The 15,069-nt window shown below is 70.8% G+C and carries 13 protein-coding genes; 8 read left to right on the top strand and 5 right to left on the bottom strand.

The window, feature by feature from the left end; genetic code table 11:
• Positions 1-100 precede the first annotated feature (100 nt).
• Positions 101-436 (bottom strand): hypothetical protein, encoded by a 336-nt coding sequence (locus ASC98_RS28285; RefSeq protein ID WP_056813770.1) that lies wholly within the window; start codon positions 434-436, stop codon positions 101-103.
• A gap of 170 nt (positions 437-606) precedes the next feature.
• Here ASC98_RS28285 and ASC98_RS28280 point away from each other — a divergent pair, with 170 nt between their 5' ends.
• Positions 607-1,782 (top strand): lipase family protein, encoded by a 1,176-nt coding sequence (locus ASC98_RS28280; RefSeq protein WP_056813763.1) that lies wholly within the window; start codon positions 607-609, stop codon positions 1,780-1,782.
• Here the strand turns inward: ASC98_RS28280 and ASC98_RS28275 are convergent.
• A complete protein-coding gene (locus ASC98_RS28275) occupies positions 1,734-2,849 on the bottom strand; it encodes an AI-2E family transporter (RefSeq protein ID WP_056813760.1) in 1,116 nt (371 codons plus the stop codon). The two genes, ASC98_RS28280 and ASC98_RS28275, sit on opposite strands and share 49 nt — an antisense overlap.
• Before the next feature lie 126 nt (positions 2,850-2,975).
• On the bottom strand, positions 2,976-3,650 hold the full coding sequence (locus tag ASC98_RS28270; protein WP_056813757.1) for an oxygenase MpaB family protein: 675 nt from the start codon (positions 3,648-3,650) through the stop codon (positions 2,976-2,978).
• Between the two features lie 81 nt (positions 3,651-3,731).
• Between ASC98_RS28270 and ASC98_RS28265 the strand changes: the two genes are divergently transcribed.
• On the top strand, positions 3,732-4,922 hold the full coding sequence (locus tag ASC98_RS28265) for a M20 aminoacylase family protein (RefSeq protein ID WP_056813756.1): 1,191 nt from the start codon (positions 3,732-3,734) through the stop codon (positions 4,920-4,922).
• Entirely contained in the window at positions 4,922-7,345 is a 2,424-nt protein-coding gene (locus ASC98_RS32215; protein WP_056813752.1) for a diaminopropionate ammonia-lyase, read from the top strand. The genes ASC98_RS28265 and ASC98_RS32215 overlap by 1 nt, the downstream gene beginning before the upstream one ends.
• A gap of 211 nt (positions 7,346-7,556) precedes the next feature.
• Here ASC98_RS32215 and ASC98_RS28255 read toward each other — a convergent pair whose 3' ends face one another.
• The gene (locus ASC98_RS28255; RefSeq protein ID WP_056813749.1) at positions 7,557-8,453 is read right to left on the bottom strand and encodes an NAD(P)-dependent oxidoreductase; all 897 of its coding nucleotides are present in this window, start codon (positions 8,451-8,453) and stop codon (positions 7,557-7,559) included.
• 53 nt (positions 8,454-8,506) lie between these two features.
• On the opposite strand from ASC98_RS28255, the gene ASC98_RS28250 reads away from it, so the two are divergent.
• Positions 8,507-9,175, top strand: a complete 669-nt coding sequence (locus ASC98_RS28250) for a GntR family transcriptional regulator (protein ID WP_056813746.1) — start codon at positions 8,507-8,509, stop codon at positions 9,173-9,175.
• On the opposite strand, the gene ASC98_RS28245 is transcribed toward ASC98_RS28250, so the two are convergent.
• A complete protein-coding gene (locus tag ASC98_RS28245) occupies positions 9,163-10,146 on the bottom strand; it encodes an aldo/keto reductase (RefSeq protein WP_056813741.1) in 984 nt (327 codons plus the stop codon). The genes ASC98_RS28250 and ASC98_RS28245 overlap by 13 nt on opposite strands.
• A gap of 237 nt (positions 10,147-10,383) precedes the next feature.
• Here ASC98_RS28245 and ASC98_RS28240 point away from each other — a divergent pair, with 237 nt between their 5' ends.
• From ASC98_RS28240 to ASC98_RS28225, 4 genes are all read left to right on the top strand, one after another.
• Positions 10,384-12,468, top strand: a complete 2,085-nt coding sequence (locus ASC98_RS28240) for a TonB-dependent siderophore receptor (protein WP_056813738.1) — start codon at positions 10,384-10,386, stop codon at positions 12,466-12,468.
• Positions 12,468-13,574, top strand: a complete 1,107-nt coding sequence (locus tag ASC98_RS28235) for a PepSY domain-containing protein (protein WP_056813733.1) — start codon at positions 12,468-12,470, stop codon at positions 13,572-13,574. Before ASC98_RS28240 ends, ASC98_RS28235 begins: the two co-directional genes overlap by 1 nt.
• Before the next feature lie 158 nt (positions 13,575-13,732).
• Positions 13,733-14,470: a hypothetical protein gene (locus tag ASC98_RS28230; RefSeq protein ID WP_056813731.1), complete on the top strand. Its 738-nt coding sequence runs from the start codon at positions 13,733-13,735 to the stop codon at positions 14,468-14,470.
• 10 nt (positions 14,471-14,480) lie between these two features.
• The gene (locus ASC98_RS28225; protein ID WP_056813727.1) at positions 14,481-14,939 is read left to right on the top strand and encodes a hypothetical protein; all 459 of its coding nucleotides are present in this window, start codon (positions 14,481-14,483) and stop codon (positions 14,937-14,939) included.
• The last annotated feature ends 130 nt before the right edge of the window (positions 14,940-15,069 follow it).

Below are 15,069 nucleotides of genomic sequence, written 5' to 3'. Positions count from 1 at the left end.
TCGCAGCGATCGCCTCGTTCTTCGTCTTCGTCTTGCTTGGCATACATGCTCCTGGTCGTCATGCTATGCCTCGCACACAAAATTACTGACAGGCTCCGCGTCACCGCTGCGCGCCGACTTGCACCCACTCACCAACTCGCGCCGCCTCTTCAGACAGCAGCCTCAACGCCGTGACACTGAACCGCCGCAGCGAATCATGTCGACTCCGATCAATCAGCGGCGTGTGGTCATCGATGCGCAACCAATCGTCGAACTCGCCGATCTCCAACAGCGCCCGAACCCCATCGGCGACATCGATCGTCAGCCCAATCAGTCGGTTCAGGTGACGCGCCTCGATGAGCCGATCGTCCGTCGACTCATCGGTCCAGCGAAATTCCTCGAACTGTGAGGGAGAGGACGAGGGAGACTCCTCGTCGTCAGCGGCATCAATGCTCATGCGTATTGGCTCCAGAAGAGTTGAGGACGCGCGTGAAAAAGCCGCCAGTGGGCGGCCTCACGCGGGTATCTTCCGAGACGCCAATCTCGACCCAGGCTCTCGCCTGGGCGCGGCCAATGTAGCACGCACCCTGCAGCAGAATCGGCCTCATGCGCCATGTGCCACGTCGCTTGCTGATCGCCCTGGGAACCGCGCTGCTGCTCGCGCTCTTGCTCGTCTTTGCACCCTGGTACCTCACCCTCCCCACCACCCCCGACCCCTTCTACTCCGCCACCCACCGCGTCGCCTTCCGCCCCGGCACGCTGCTGCGCCAGGAGCCCTTCACCCGCGGCGTGCCCGAAGGCGCCGTCGCGTGGCGCATCCTCCATGCCACCACGCGCGACGACGGCTCGCCCGCCCTCGCCAGCGCCATCGTGATGGTCGCGCGCGATGCACCCGCCGGCCCGCGTCCGGTCGTCGCGTGGGCACACGGCAGCACCGGCATCGTGCGCGGCTGCGCGCCGTCGCTGCTCCGCGATCCGTTCGCCCATGTGCCCGCGCTGCAGCCGCTGCTGGCCCAGGGCTGGGTCTACGTCGCCACCGACTACCTGGGCCTGGGCGCCGACGGCATCCACCCCTACTTGGTCGGCACCGGCCAGGCCCGCTCGGCGCTCGACGCGGTGCGGGCCGCACGGCAGATGGCGGGCGTGGCAGTGTCCGGCCGCACCGTCGCCTGGGGCCATTCGCAAGGCGGCAACGCGGCGCTGTGGGCCGGCACGCTGGCACCCACCTACGCGCCCGACGTGCCGCTCGCCGGCATCGCCGCCATTGCGCCGGCCAGCGACCTGCCGGCGCTGGTCGACGGCGCGCAGCACACCCCCATCGGCCGCATCACCTCGGCGTACCTGCTGCAGGCCTACAGCGACACCTATGGCGACGTGAGCTTCGACGCCTACGCACGTGGCTGGCCGGCGCGGGTGGCGCGCGACATCGCCTCACGCTGCCTTGCGGGTCGCGGGGCCTGGTTCACCGCGCTCGAAGCGTTGGCCCTCGGCGGCAGCATCTTCTCGGCGCCGCCCACCAGCGGCCCGCTGGGGCAGCGGCTCGCGCAGAACACGCCGGTCGGGCCGTGGCCGCAGCCGGTGCTGGTCGCGCAGGGGCTGGCCGATGCGCTGGTGCCGGCCGATGTGCAGTCGCGCTTCGTCGCGGCACGGTGCCAGGCGGGGCAGGTGATCGACTACCGGCGGTATGCGGGACGGGATCACCTGTCGGTGCTGGCGGCGGATTCGCCGTTGACGCAGGAGCTGGTGGCGTGGACTCAGCGGCGCCTGTCAGGCGCACCGGCAGATGCGGCGTGCCGCGATTGATCGCCCAGCCTCCCCCGCCACACCTCCAGCAACGCCACACCCATCGCCAGCGCCAGCGGCCCGATCACCAGCCCCGTCGCGCCGAACGCGACCAGCCCGCCGACGATCGCGATGAACGCCGGCAGCGTGTGCAGCCGCAGCTGCCGGCCGATCAGCACCGGGTACAGCAGGTTGTCGACCAGCGCGACGACGACCGACCCCCACAGCGTGAGGATCAGCGCTTTCTCCCAGTTGCCCTCCAGCAGCAAAAGCCCCGCCGCCGGGATCCACACGATGGCCGCGCCCAGCACCGGCAGCATCGACAGCACGAACATCACCAGCCCCCAAAGCATCGGCGCCGGCAACCCGAGCCACCAGAACATCAGCCCGCCCAGCAGCCCCTGCAGCGCCGCGATCAACACGGTGCCGATCACGCTGGCACGCACCACCTCGGCCACGCGATTGAAGATGCGACTCGTCTCGCGCGGCGTCAGCGGCAGGATGCCGCGCAGGTAGCGCAGTGCCGGTTCGCGGTCGCGCAGCAGGTAGAACAGCGCGAAGAAGGTCACCAGCAGCTGCACGCTGCCCCACATCGAGCCGGTCAGGAAGCCCTGCAGCCGTGGTGCCAGCTGCTTGGCCATCTCGTCGCTCGACGGGATCTGCTTCGTGGCCCACGCAACGGCGCGTGCCAGCGTCGGGCGGTCGCGCACCAGGTCGTCGACGCGTTGGCGCACTTCGTCGGAGCGCAGGTGCTCCCAACCATCGCGTGCCTTGTCGACCATCACCGGGGCGACTGCTGCCGCGGGCACCAGCAGCACGGCCGCCAGCAAGGCGGTCGTCAGGCCGGCACTCAGGTTCGGGCGGCGCACGCGCCGGGCAATGCGCCGGTGCAAACCGTTCGCGACGATCGCCAGCGCCACCGCCCACACCAGCGCCGACACGAAGGGCTCGGTCATGCGCCAGCACAGCACCAGCACGATCAGCGTGATGGCGGCGAGCGCGAACACCGAGACGCGGTTGCGCGTCAGGCCGCCTTGTGGCGGCGCATCGGAGGGGCCGTCAGGGGCATCGGGATCGTGGCGGTCCATTCAGGGGCGCGGGCAATCGGCGTTCCCGCTGAAATGAACGGCAGCCCCTTCGACGGACGGGCCCTCGACAAGCTCGGTCCCTGCTCAGGGCGAACGGGACTCGGGAGAACGGGGCTCAAACGGGACTCAGGGAGAACGGGATAGTGAGCGGACGAGAACCCGCATCCATCCACTCGCCTCCCCCACCCCCAACACCTCCCGCACCCCCGGCTCCATCGTCGCCAGCATCCCCTGCCGGAACGCCCAGCGCGTGCCGAACGGCACGGTCAGCTTCACCACATCGCGCAGGCACAGGCGTGCCAGGCGCTCGCCCTCCGGCGTGCGGGCCATGCAGCGCGCTTCGTAGTCGCGCTGCAGTTGCTGCCAGGCCGGCAGCGTGTCCGGCAGCTCGCTGATCCCCATCTCCTGCCCCACCCGCTGCCAGAAGCCCAGCAGCAGTGCCGTCTCCCGCGCATCCACCTTCACCCGTGCATGCCGCGCGTTCCAGCGCAGCGGCTCCAGGAAGAACGTGGCCAGCACGTAGCGGTAGTCGCTCGCATCCGCAGGCACGTGCCGGTGCACGTCGCGCAGCCGCTGCAGCGCCGCCTGCCCCGCTTCGCTGTCGAAGCCATGGCAGATCAGCTCGCGCAGCGTCTGCCGCGTGCGCGCCAGCCGGGCCTGCGTCTGCGACACCAGCTGCGCATGCCCGTAAAGCGCCGTCACCAGGTGCGCGATGCCCATCATGCGGATCAGCGCCAGGTAGGTGCCGATGCGAAACGTCATCCGGTGCCGGCCGTAGTACAGCGCCTCGATCTCGGTCATCTCGGTCCCGTCAGGTTGAGCTGCGCATTCTCGGCGAGCCCGCGGTCGACAATGCAGCATCCGCCCCGCCCGGAGCTCGCGATGTCCATCCCGTCCGCCACGTCAGTCACCGAGTTCGAAGCCCAGCTGCAGAGCTGGCGCCACCACCTGCACCGCCATCCCGAGACCGGCTTCCACGAGCACCGCACCGCCGACCACGTCGCTCGCGTGTTGGAACTGCTGGGCCTCGACGTGCAGCGCGGCATCGGCGGCACCGGCGTGGTGGGCACGCTGACGGTGGGCCGCGGCCGCGGCGCGATCGGCCTGCGGGCCGACATGGACGCCCTCGCCCTCACCGAAGCCGCCGAAGGCCGCGCCCACGCATCGCTGAACCCCGGCTGCATGCACGCCTGCGGGCACGACGGCCACATGGCGATGCTGCTCGGCGCGGCGCAGCTGCTGGCCCAGCGGCGCGATTTCGACGGCACGGTGCGCTTCATCTTCCAGCCCGCCGAAGAACACGGCCGCGGCGCAGCCGCGATGATGGCCGACGGCCTGTTCGAGCGCTTCCCGGTCGACGAGATCTACGGCGCGCACAACATGCCGGGGCTGCCGGTCGGCCACATCGCCACCCGCGTCGGCGGCATCATGGCCAGCGAAGACGACTTCGTGATCCGCATCACCGGCCGCGGCGGCCATGCGGCCCGGCCGCACATGGCCGTCGACCCGCTGGTGATCGGCGCCGAGATCGTGCTGGCGCTGCAGACCATCGTCGCGCGTTCGGTCGACCCCGGGCAGCCAGCCGTCGTCTCGTGCACCGAGTTCATCACCGACGGCATCCGCAACGCGCTGCCGACGCACGTGACGATCAAGGGCGACACGCGCAGCTACGCGCCCGAGGTGCAGGCGCTGCTCGCGCGTCGCCTGCGCGAGCTGTGCGAAGGCATCTGCAGCGCGCACGGCGCAAGCTGCAGCGTCGACTACACGCGCGAGTTCGCGCCGACGGTGAACTGGGCGCAGTGCGTGCCGGTCGCGGTGGCCGCGGCCGCCGAGGTGGTGGGCGCCGACCGCGTCGACGACGAGGTCGCGCCGATGATGATCTCGGAAGACTTCGGCGCCTTCCTGCGCGTGCTGCCCGGCGCCTTCGTCTTCATCGGCAACGGCGATGGCGACAGCCCCGGCGCGGTGCCGCTGCACAACGCGCGCTATGACTTCAACGACGCGCTGCTGCCGATCGGCGCGCGCTGGTTCGCCGAGATCGTGCGCCAGCGCCTGCCGCGCAAGGAGGCCTGATGCCGTTCGTCAACCCGCGGGCCGAACGCCGGCCGTACGACGCCGAGTTGCAGGCGATCCTGAATGTGGCTTCGGGGCGCGAGGGCCGCCGCTGGCTGCGCGCCTGGCCGCTGCTGAACCCGGGCGCGACGCCGCTGTGGCCGCTGCCGCGGCTGGCCGCGCAGCTGGGCATCGCCCACCTGGCGGTGAAGGACGAATCGACGCGCTCGCCGCTCGGCAGCTTCAAGGCGCTGGGCGCGCCGCTCGCGCTGCTGCGGCTGGTGCTGCGGCGCTGGCCCGATCGCGCCTGGCGGCCGGCCGACCTGCTGGCCGGCCGGCACGCAGACGCGCTGCGCGAACTGGTGGTGATCAGCGCGACCGACGGCAACCACGGCCGGGCGCTCGCGGCCGCGGCGCAGTCCGTCGGCTGCCGCTGCGTGATCGTGCTGCATGCGCAGGTCAGCGCCGAGCGCGAGGCGCCGATCGCGGCCTTCGGTGCCGAGATCGTGCGCATCGCCGGCGACTACGACGCGTCGGTGCGCGAAGCCGCGCGGCTCGCTTCAGCGCACGGCTGGACGGTCGTCTCCGACACCTCGTACGACGGCTACGAAGCGATCCCGCGCGACGTGATGCAGGGCTACGGCACGATCGCCGACGAAGTGCTGGAGACCGGCGGCGCACCGTTCACGCACGTCATCGTGCAAGGCGGCGTCGGCGGGCTCGCGGCCGGCGTCGTCAGCCATTTCTGGGAACGCTTCGGTGCGCAGCGGCCGGCGTTCATCGTCGTCGAGCCGGCGCAGGCGGACTGCCTGCTGCAGAGCGCGCGCCGCGGCACGGCGGCGCGTGCCAGCGGGTCGGTCGATTCGGTGATGGCGGGGCTCGCCTGTGGCGAGACCTCGCCGCTCGCGTGGCGCTTCCTGCAACCGGCCGTCGATGCCTTCATCACGGTGGACGACGACGCGGCGGTGCAGGCAATGCGCATGCTGGCCGAAGGCCGCGCCGGCGATGTGCCGGTGCTCGCCGGTGATTCCGGCGCGGCCGGGCTGGCGGGGTTGATGGACGTGCTGGCCGATCGCGATGCGGCGCGGCAGCTCGGCCTGGATGCACGCGCCCGCGTGCTGCTGCTGAACACCGAAGGCGCGACCGCGCCGGGCGTCTACGAATCCCTCACCGGCCGATCGGCCGATGCGGTGCTGGCGGCGCAGAGCGCGTGGCGCGCCCGCGACGGCATCGACGAGGCCGCGCTGATGGCGCGCATCGACCAGCACGGCCGCATCGGCGCGATCGACGGGGGCGGCGTCTGCCGCATCGCGCTGACCGATGCCGACCGCGCCGGCCGCGAGCAGCTGGTGCAGTGGATGAACGACGCGAAGCTCGACGTGCAGGTCGACCAGATCGGCAACATCTTCGGCACGCGCGCCGGCACGCACGACCTGGCGCCGGTGATGACCGGATCGCACATCGACACCGTCGCCACCGGCGGCCGCTACGACGGTATCTACGGTGTGATGGCCGGGCTGGAGGTCATCCACTGTCTTGACGCGCACGGCGTGCGCACCCGCCGCCCGCTGGTGGTGGCCGCCTTCACGAACGAGGAAGGCGTGCGCTTCATGCCCGACATGATGGGCTCGCTGGTGCATGCCGGCGGGCTGCCGCTGCAGCAGGCGCTCGACACCGTCGGCACCGGCGGCGCGCGGCTCGGCGACGAGCTGCAGCGCATCGGCTTCGCCGGCGCGATGCGCTGCGGCACGCTGCGCCCGCACGCGTTCGTCGAACTGCACATCGAGCAGGGGCCGGTGCTGGAGGCCGAGGGCATCGCGATCGGCGCGGTGCACGACCTGCAGGGCATCTCGTGGCAGTCGTTCGCGATCCAGGGGCAGTCGAACCATGCGGGCACTACACCGATGCCGCTGCGCCACGACGCCGGGTATTGCGCGGCGGCGATCGCGGTGTTCGTGCGCGAGCTGGCGCTGCGCTTCGGCGGGCCGCAGGTCGGCACGGTCGGCGCGATCGACCTGCATCCGAACCTGGTCAACGTGATCGCGTCGAGGGCGACGATCACGGTGGACCTGCGCAACACCGACGAGGCGGTGCTGCAACGGGCCGAGGCGGAGCTGGCGGGGTTTGTGCAGCGGCTGGCGCTCGAGCAGGGCGTGACGATCACCGCGACGCCGCTGGCGCGCTTCGAGCCGGTGCGCTTCGACGAGCGGCTGGTCGGCTGCATCGAGCAGGCCGCTGCGGCGCGTGGGCTGACGCAGCGGCGCATCACCTCGGGTGCGGGGCACGACGCGCAGATGATCGCGCGCATCGCGCCGTCGGCGATGATCTTCGTGCCGAGCCGCGGCGGCATCAGCCACAACCCGCGCGAGTTCACCGCGCCCGGTCAACTGCGTGACGGCGCGAACGTGCTGCTCGACGTGCTGCGCGCGCTGGCGGACGAATAGCAAAGAACCCGTTCCCGGAACGGAGAAAACACCCGTTCGCCCTGAGCCCGTCGAAGGGCCGGCGCGCATCACACCAAGGCTTCGACAAGCTCAGCCCGAACGGGGAAGCCCGAGCGGGGAGGCTCGAACGGAGAAGCCCGAACGGATAAACACCCGTTCGCCCTGAGTCTGTCGAAGGGCCTGCGCGCACCACACCGAGGCCTCGACAAGCTCAGCGCGGCACCAGCCTCGTCCCGGTGACCTGCTCCTGCGCCTCGACCAGCGACGGCACGAACTTCGCGCCATGCCCGAGCGCGCTCGCGAGCGTCAGCGACTGGTGCACCGCCTCGCCCAGCCACGCCGGCACCGTCAGGCTCTCGGCCAGGTGCGTGTAGTACCGCAGGTCCTTGCGCGCGTTGTCGAGCTCGAACGACAAGCCCTTCACATCGCCCTGCAGCGTCTTCGCCATCGCCTGGAACAGCCCCGAGTTGACCGCGCCGACCGTCGTCACCGCAACCAGCTGCCCCAGGTCGACGCCGGCGCGCCGGCCGACCGCGAAGACCTCGGCCGTCGACGTGCAGATGGCCTGCGCCATGAAGTTGTAGAGCAGCTTGACGACATGCCCCGCGCCGGGCGGCCCGACGTGGTGCAGGTTCTCGGCGAAGCAGCGCAGCCACGGCTCGATGCGCGCGAAATCCGCCTGCTCGGCACCGACCATCACGGTCAACCGGCCCGCCTCGGCATCGGCCGCCGAGCGCGCCAGCGGTGCATCGACCAGCAGCACCTGCTGCGCGGCACAGCGCTCGCGCAACGCAGCGGTCGACGCCGGCTCGCTGGTCGAGCAATCGATGATCACCAGCCCCGGCTTGGGCCGCGCCAGCAGCCCGCGGTCGCCGGTGAACAGCCCTTCGACCTGCGGCGTGCCGGTGACGCAGATGAACACCGCATCGCAGCGCGCCGCCAGTTCGGCCGGCGAATCGGCCTGCACCGCGCCGCGCTCGAGCAGGTCGGCCACGCGCTCGCGGTTTCGGTGCACCGTGAGGTGCAGCGCATGGCCCTTCAGCTGCAGGTTCTTCGCCATGCCGTGGCCCATCAGGCCGCTGGCGCCGATGAATCCGATGTTGCTCATCCGATGGTCTCCTTGTGGGGGTTTGGCAAGAGAGTTGGCAGAATCCGCAGCTCATGACCCGCCTCACCGAGCCCCGGCCGCTGCCTGTCGAAGCACAGGACGTCGCGCGGCTGCTCGGCGAAGACATCATCTTCGGCCGGCTCGCGCCCGGCAGCCGGCTGGTCGAAGACCCGCTGATGGCGCGCTTCGGCGCCACGCGCCACGGCGTGCGCCAGGCGCTGGCCGAGCTGGAGCGCATCGGCATCGTGGTGCGCGAGAAGAACAAGGGCGCCAGCGTGCGCGCGCTGGCCGCCACCGAGGTGCGGCAGATCTACGAGGTGCGCGAGCTGCTGCACCGGCAGGCGGCGCTGCGCATTCCGCTGCCGGCCGATGCCGCGCTGGTGTCGGCGCTCGAGGCGCTGCAGCGGCAGTTCGTCGCGGCGCTGCGGGCCGGCGACCACGGCACGGTGCACCGCATCAACGACGAGTTCCACCTGACGCTGTTCGGCGGCTGCGGCAACCCCTACCTGACCGGCTCGATCCGCCACTACATGTGGCTCAGCCTGCCGGTGCGGGCCCAGCGCACCGCCGCGGCCGGCCATTCGGAAGCCGCGGCCGAGGAGCACCTGGAGATGATCCGGCTGCTGAAGGGCCGCGACAACGCGGCGTTGGCGGAGTTGTGCGTGGCGCATCTGCAGCTCGCGAAGCGGGACTACCTGGACAACGCCGATCACCAGCGGTGATGGACCTGGGCTTTCGCGTGCGTTGCGTAGATCGAATCCACGGCCTGCATCGTCTCGGCTGACAAGGCCGGCAGGTCGGCCGCGCGCATGTTCTCCTCGACCTGCGCCGGCTTGCGCCCGCCTGGAATCGCGCAGGTCACCGCCTGCTGCATCAGGATCCAGCGCAGCGCGAACTGCGCGAGCGTCTGGCCGGCCGGCACCAGCGGGCGCAGCGCCTCCACGGCGTCGAGGCCGCTCGCATAGTCGAGCCCCGAGAAGGTCTCGCCCTTGTCGAACGCCGCCCCCTCGCGGTTGAAGCTGCGGTGGTCGTCGGCGGCGAACTGCGTCTGCCGCGAGAGCCCGCCCGACAGCAGCCCCGACGACAGCGGCAGCCGCGCAAGGATGCCGACGCGGCGCGCCAGCGTCTCGCGGAAAAGCAGCTCGGCCGGGCGCTGCCGGAAGATGTTGTAGACGATCTGCACCGACTGCACGCCGGGGAAGTCGATCGCCTTCAGCGCCTCTTCGACCTTCTCGACGCTGACGCCGTAGTGGCGCAGCTTGCCGGCGCGCACCAGGTCGTCGAGCACGCCGAACACCTCGGGCATGTAGTACACCGGCGTCGGCGGGCAGTGCAGCTGCAGCAGGTCGAGCGCGTCGGTGTCGAGGTTGCGCAGGCTGCGCTCGACGAACGCCGTCAGGTTCTTGCGGTCGTAGCCCTCGGCCACGTGCGGGTTCAGCCGCCGCCCGGCCTTGGTCGCGACGTAGAACGGCTCGCTGCGCTCCTTGCGCAGCCGCGCGATCAGCCGCTCGCTGTGGCCGTCGCCATAGACATCGGCGGTGTCGAAGAAGTTGACGCCCAGGTCGAGCGCGCGGTGCAGCGCGGCCATCGATTCGTCGTCGTTCACCTGGCCCCAGGTGCCGCCGATGGCCCAGGCGCCGAAGCTGATCGTCGACACCTTCCAGCCGGTGCGGCCGAGTTCGCGGTAATGCATGAGAAATAGCCTTCAGGGTGGGATGGCGATTATCGATAATTTTTGACGTCCGGCAGCAAGGGCCAATTGCGAACCCTTCTCATCGCGGGGTCGGCGCCATTTATCATGCGCGCACCGACGTCATCCATCGCCCCCTCAATCGCCAGCCATCGCGGCTTCGCATGGAACCGCATCCATGCCGAGCATCGCCCAGCCAGCACAAAGTGCCCGCAACAGGGCATCGGAGTTCCTTTTCCCATGGCAGTCCAGTCTCTCTACCGGCCGTTGACGGCTGTTGCGCTCGCGATCGCCGCGTTGCCGTCCGCATTGCATGCCCAGCAGGCCGCTGATCCCGATGTCGCCCCCGAGGTCACGCTCGAACCGGTGCAGATCAGCGGCAACTGGCTGGGCAGCGGCCTGCAGAACAGCGTGAAGAGCTTCGCCGGCGCGCGCACCGTGGTGCAGAAGAGCGAGATCGAGCAGACCGGCGCGGCGTCGATCGGCGACGCGATGCGCCGCATCCCCGGCGTTCAGGCGACCGAGAACTCCGGCACCGCCGGCAGCGCGATCTCGCTGAACGTCGGCGTGCGCGGGCTGACCGGGCGCTACTCGCCGCGCTCCACCGTGCTGCTCGACGGCATCCCGCTCGCGGTCGCGCCGTACGGCCAGCCGCAGCTGTCGTTCGCGCCGGTGAGCCTGAACAACATCGAGTCGGTCGACGTGGTGCGCGGCGGCGGCGCGGTGCGCTACGGCCCGCAGAACGTCGGCGGCATCATCAACTTCAACACCCGTCCGATCCCGGCGAGCGACACGCTGAGCGGCGACGCGACCGTCCGCTACAACGACTTCAGCGAAGGCGGCGGTCACAACACGCAGTACAGCCTGTTCCTCGGCCGCGAGCTCGACAACGGGCTCGGCCTCGCGCTGCTGTATTCGGGGCTGGACGGCAGCGAATGGCGCGCCGGCAGCGACGAGAAGGTCAACGACCTGGCCGTCAAGTTCCGCCAGCCGCTGGGCGGCAAGGCCGAGGTCTACGGCAAGGTCTCGTACTACGACGTCACGTCGCGCACGCCCGGCGGCCTGACGCCCGACCAGTACGACGCCGACCCGTTCCAGAACACCCGGCCGACCGACTACTGGAGCGGCGTGCGCAAGGGCATCGACCTGGGGTACCTGAACCCGCTGTCGGCCACGCAGGAAGCCGAGGTGCGGCTCTACTACAACGAGAGTTCGCGGGCGAGCGTGCTGACCAACGGCGTCGTGTTGACGCACCAGCCGCGCAACTACCGCGTGCTGGGGATCGAGCCGCGCTACACGCAGCGCCTGCTGTCCGGCGCGGTGGCGCACGACGTGACGCTGGGCTATCGGTTCATCCGCGAGCGCGGCGACGACAACAGCTTCACCGAAGTCATCCTGAGCGGAGCGGTCAACCCGACGACCCGCTTCGACAACGAGACCGATGCCCATGCGGTGTATGTCGACGACCGCATCGCGATCGGCGACTGGCGCATCACGCCGGGCGTGCGCTTCGAGCACATCAGCTCCACGCGGATCGACGGTGCCGGCAAGAGCTTCGAAACCGACAACGACAAGGCCCTGCCGTCGCTGAACATCGCCTGGCTGGTCACCGGCGAATGGACGCTGTTCGGCAACTACAACACCTCGTTCGGCCCGGTGCAGAACATCCAGCTGAACTCGCAGACGGCAGCCAACCCGCTGAAGCCGGAGGTCGCGAAGACCTTCGAGCTGGGCACGCGCTGGAAAAGTGCGTCGCTGAGCGCCGAGCTGACCGCGTTCCGCCTGCGCTTCGACAACCAGATCCAGCAGGTCCCTCTCATCACACCGGCCACGTTCCGGAATGTGGGCGAGACCAAGCACGACGGCATCGAGACCGCCATCGACTACCGCTTCGACAAGGACAGCGCGTTCGCCGGCCTGAACGTCTTCGCGAACTACACGCACACCCGCGCGCTGCAGGCCTCGGGCGACACGGCCGGCAACGAGGTGCCGTTCTACTCGCGCGACACCGACACCGTCGGCGCGCGCTACGTGCTGGGCGCCTGGGCGTTCAACCTGTCCAGCACGCACCAGACCTCGCAGTACGCCGACAACGCCAACACCTGGACCGAAACGGCCAACGCCGGCAACGGCCTCGTGCCCGGCTACCGCCTGTGGAACGCGCAGGTCGGCTGGAAGCTGCCGACCGCCACCGCGATCGACCTGCAACTCGGCGTCAACAACCTGGCCGACAAGCGCTACTACACGCGCAATGTCGACGGCAACGCCGGCCGCATGGTGGGCGCACCACGCACCACTTACGTCCAGGCGCGCGTGGCGTTCTGATGAGCAGCGCCGTCGTGCAAGCGCCATCGCGGCGCCAGGGCCTGCGCCGCGTGTGGCTGCGGCTGCACCGCTGGCTCGGGCTCAGCGTCGGCTGGGTGCTGGCGCTGGTCGGCCTGCTGGGCGCGGTGCTGGTGGTCGCGCAGCCGGTCGACCGCTGGGCGCACCCGAACCTGTTCAAGGCCGAGGCGAACGCTGCGCAGGCCGTCGCGCTGGAGCCGATCCGCCAGCGGCTGGCGGCCGAGTTCGGCAGCACCAGCACCTTCACCTTCCGCCCGCCGCGCACGGCCGACGACACGCTGTGGGTGCTGGTGCGCGCCAAGCGCTGGAGCGGCACGGTGTACGTCGACCCGGCCACCGGCCGCGAGCAGGGCCGGCGCGGCGACAGCGAGGGCTTTGTCGGCTTCGCGTTCAAGCTGCACAGCTCGCTGCTGCTGCAGGACACCGGCAAGGCGCTGCTCGCCTGCGGCGCACTGGTCTACCTGGCGATGCTGGTCACCGGCGCGGTGCTGTGGTGGCCGCGCCGTTGGCCGCCGTCGTGGCGCATCGAGCTGCGCCAGGGCGTGCTGCGCGGGCTGTTCGACCTGCACCGCACCGGCGGCGTGCTGATGGGGCTGGTGATCGCGGTGTCGGTGGCGAGCGGGGCCTACATGGCCTGGCGGCCGCTCGGCGAGGCCGTCAGCTGGCTGGCCGGCGCGAAGACCACCGGCGCGCCGACGCTGCCGAAGGACACCGTGGGCGGCACGCCGGTGACGGTCGACGAGATGGTCGCGCAGGCGAAGCAGCGCTTCCCGTCGGACCCGATCGGCTACCTGCAGTTGCCCGGTGCGCCGGACCGCCCGGTGCGGGTGCGCATGATGCTGCCGGACGATCCGCACCCGAACGGCCTGACCAACGTCTGGCTGCACCCGCGCACCGGCGAGGTGGTGGGCGTGCAGCGCTGGAGCGAACTGGACCCCGGCGCGCGCGCCGTGGCCTGGGTCTACCCGCTGCACATCGGCGAGCTCGGCGGCTTGCCGCAGCAGGTGCTGACCTTCTTCAGCGGCCTGGCGTTCGGCGGCCTCGGGCTGACCGGCGTGTGGCTGTGGTGGCGCCGCCGGCCGGCGTAGGCCACCGCGCCTCATTTCGTCACACAGGCGCACGCGTCATCACGCGTCATCACTTGTCCGTGCCGTTTGTCTGAGCAAGCGCGGCGCGTTCTGCATTCTTCCTGCAGAACTGTTCGATAGCGTGTCCGCTTCCGGTGTGGACACGAAGGCGGACGGGCATGAGCGGCAGCAACGACGAGATGGAGACCCAGTTGATGCGCTGGCCGCTGCGCCTGCTGCTGCAGGGGCTGGACGCCCGCGACGAGAGCGCGGTGCGCCGCTTCCTGGCGCGCGCCAGCCGCCAGTTGAAGCACGACTGGCAGGTGGTCCACGATGGCGATGCCGACGTCGTGATGGTGGCGGGGCTCGAGGTCGACACGGTCCGCGGCATGCTCGAGCCGCCGTTGATGACGCTGCACCTCGTGCCGCCCGGGCAGGATCCGCGCGCGCTGGCCTGGCGCACCGGTCGCGCCCCCGGTTCGGTGCTGAGCAGCCCGCTGCAGTTCGATGCGCTGGTCGAGGCGCTCGAATGCGCCGAGCACTGCGCCACCGGCGAGGTGCCCGCCACGTTCACGCAACTGTCGGCCGGCTGCCGCTTCCGGCTGCGCCGCTGGCCGCCCGCCGGGCTGCTGTGGGACGACGCCGAGAACCTGCGCCTGGCCAGCTTCCTGCTGACCCGCTCGCTCGACCTCGAGAAGCTGATGCGGCTCAGCAACGTCAGCGCCGACAAGTGCGTCGCCTTCATCACGCGGATGGCCTCGGCCAACCTGCTGCACCTCGAACCGGTGGGCAACGGCGCCGGGCCTGCCGCGCTGCCGGCGCTCCCGCTCCCCGCGGCGCCGGCGCGCCGGACCGCCCCGGCCCCGGGCGGACCCTTCAACGCGATGCGCCGATGGCTGCGCCTGGCGAGCCGCTGAGGAGACACCGATGCCGCACGCCGCATTTCCCGAGATCGCGTTCCACAGCTGCGCCCCGGAAGCCGTGGCGGCGCCGCGCGATCCCGCCGCAATCGCCCTCGCCGGCATCTGCCGGCAACCCGGCGTCGAAGGCTGTGCGCTGGTCGACGCGTCCACCGGGACGGTGCAGTACGCCAGCGGCCGCCACCGCGGCGACGGCAGCGCCTGGGAGGCCGCGGCCGACTACTGGCGCCTGTACCACCGGCAGCAACGGCATTTCGCGCCGTGGGGCCCGCTGCGCGCTGCGGTGTTCGTGCACGCCGGCGGGGCGATCGGCGTGCTGCCGTGCTGCGACGAGCCGCCACTGGTGGTGGTGGTCTGCAGCCGCGGCGACGGCGTCGACTGGGAAGAGTGCGAACGCCTGACGCATGCGCTCGGCGCTGTGCTTCGGTCGCTGCTCGACCGGCCGCTGGTCGAAGCCGCCGCCTGATTGCGCCGCAGCGGGCCATCCGACGGCCAGCCATCGCGTTTCCATGGGGCATCGATACCCGAATCCGATGCACCAATACCAATTCATGCCACGCCTCGCAAGCATTGCAAGCGGGTGAAACCGTTTCCAC

Source organism: Rhizobacter sp. Root1238, from assembly GCF_001425825.1.
GTDB lineage: Bacteria > Pseudomonadota > Gammaproteobacteria > Burkholderiales > Burkholderiaceae_C > Rhizobacter.
The sequence above is the reverse complement of the archived record's forward strand: the minus strand, read 5'-3'. Positions and strand labels throughout refer to the sequence as shown.

What these genes read in the sequence shown, in the direction of transcription:
- ASC98_RS28285 (WP_056813770.1), bottom strand. Translation starts at nt 436, where the DNA reads ATGAGCATTGATGCCGCTGACGACGAGGAGTCTCCCTCGTCCTCTCCC.
- ASC98_RS28270 (WP_056813757.1), bottom strand. Translation starts at nt 3,650, where the DNA reads ATGACCGAGATCGAGGCGCTGTACTACGGCCGGCACCGGATGACGTTT.
- ASC98_RS28250 (WP_056813746.1), top strand. Translation starts at nt 8,507, where the DNA reads ATGACCCGCCTCACCGAGCCCCGGCCGCTGCCTGTCGAAGCACAGGAC.
- ASC98_RS28235 (WP_056813733.1), top strand. Translation starts at nt 12,468, where the DNA reads ATGAGCAGCGCCGTCGTGCAAGCGCCATCGCGGCGCCAGGGCCTGCGC.
- ASC98_RS28265 (WP_056813756.1), top strand. Translation starts at nt 3,732, where the DNA reads ATGTCCATCCCGTCCGCCACGTCAGTCACCGAGTTCGAAGCCCAGCTG.
- ASC98_RS28245 (WP_056813741.1), bottom strand. Translation starts at nt 10,146, where the DNA reads ATGCATTACCGCGAACTCGGCCGCACCGGCTGGAAGGTGTCGACGATC.
- ASC98_RS32215 (WP_056813752.1), top strand. Translation starts at nt 4,922, where the DNA reads ATGCCGTTCGTCAACCCGCGGGCCGAACGCCGGCCGTACGACGCCGAG.
- ASC98_RS28255 (WP_056813749.1), bottom strand. Translation starts at nt 8,453, where the DNA reads ATGAGCAACATCGGATTCATCGGCGCCAGCGGCCTGATGGGCCACGGC.
- ASC98_RS28230 (WP_056813731.1), top strand. Translation starts at nt 13,733, where the DNA reads ATGAGCGGCAGCAACGACGAGATGGAGACCCAGTTGATGCGCTGGCCG.
- ASC98_RS28225 (WP_056813727.1), top strand. Translation starts at nt 14,481, where the DNA reads ATGCCGCACGCCGCATTTCCCGAGATCGCGTTCCACAGCTGCGCCCCG.
- ASC98_RS28275 (WP_056813760.1), bottom strand. Translation starts at nt 2,849, where the DNA reads ATGGACCGCCACGATCCCGATGCCCCTGACGGCCCCTCCGATGCGCCG.
- ASC98_RS28240 (WP_056813738.1), top strand. Translation starts at nt 10,384, where the DNA reads ATGGCAGTCCAGTCTCTCTACCGGCCGTTGACGGCTGTTGCGCTCGCG.